This window comes from Methylobacterium variabile (genome assembly GCF_001043975.1).
Lineage (GTDB): Bacteria > Pseudomonadota > Alphaproteobacteria > Rhizobiales > Beijerinckiaceae > Methylobacterium > Methylobacterium variabile.
Window position 1 is genome coordinate 1 of sequence record NZ_LABY01000353.1, and the last position, 823, is coordinate 823.

An 823-nucleotide genomic window follows, 5' to 3' on the forward strand; every position below is an offset into this window, starting at 1 on the left:
GCGGGTGAACATGAACTCCCAATGGGTTGAGACGCTCTTGCGCTTAAACGGCAGCACGTCGAGGCTCGCCGGATCGTCGATCAGCGCGAACCGGCCCTGCGGCGCGATCAGCGCGGCGATCTCGGCAAGATGCCGGTCGGTGTTGGTGGTCGAGAAAACGAAACCCGGCGCGCCGAACCCGAGGGCTGCCACTTCGGCTGCGAGCGGCTTGCCGTGATCGACCACGTGGTGAGCACCAAGCGCTCGGCTCCAGGCTTGCGTCTCGGGCCTCGAGGCAGTGGTGATCACCGTGAGATCGGTGAGCTGGCGGGCGAGCTGCGTCGCGATCGAGCCGACGCCGCCGGCTCCGCCAATGATCAGGACTGCGTTCGCCGCCCCCGGCACCGGCCTGCGCAGGTTCAGCCGGTCGAATAGTGCCTCCCAGGCCGTGATCGCGGTGAGCGGCATCGCGGCAGCCTCGGCGATGGAGAGTGAGGCGGGCTTGTGCCCGACGATCCGCTCGTCGACGCAGTGCAGTTCGGCATTGGTACCCGGCCGGCCGAGGTCGCCTGCATAGAACACCGCGTCGCCTGGACGGAACCGGCTCACCTCGGGACCCACCGCCTCGACGATGCCGGCCGCATCGTAGCCGAGGACGTGCGGCCGACCCTCCGCCGGCGTTGTGCGAGCGCGGACCTTTGTGTCGACGGGATTGACCGAGACGGCCTGCACTCGGACGAGCAGGTCGCGCGGCCCCGGCGTTGGAGTCGGGAGATCGAGATCAACGAGCGCTTGATCGTGGTCGATCGGCAGGGAGGTGTAGAAACCGACAGCCTTCATGGAA

Annotated in this window: 1 protein-coding gene; it reads right to left on the reverse strand. The window is 67.9% G+C overall.

Features of this window, described 5'->3' with window-relative positions; genetic code table 11:
* A partial coding sequence (locus VQ02_RS32830; protein WP_048448469.1) for a zinc-binding alcohol dehydrogenase family protein occupies positions 1–819 on the reverse strand: 819 nt, incomplete at its 3' end.
* Positions 820–823: the final 4 nt, after the last annotated feature.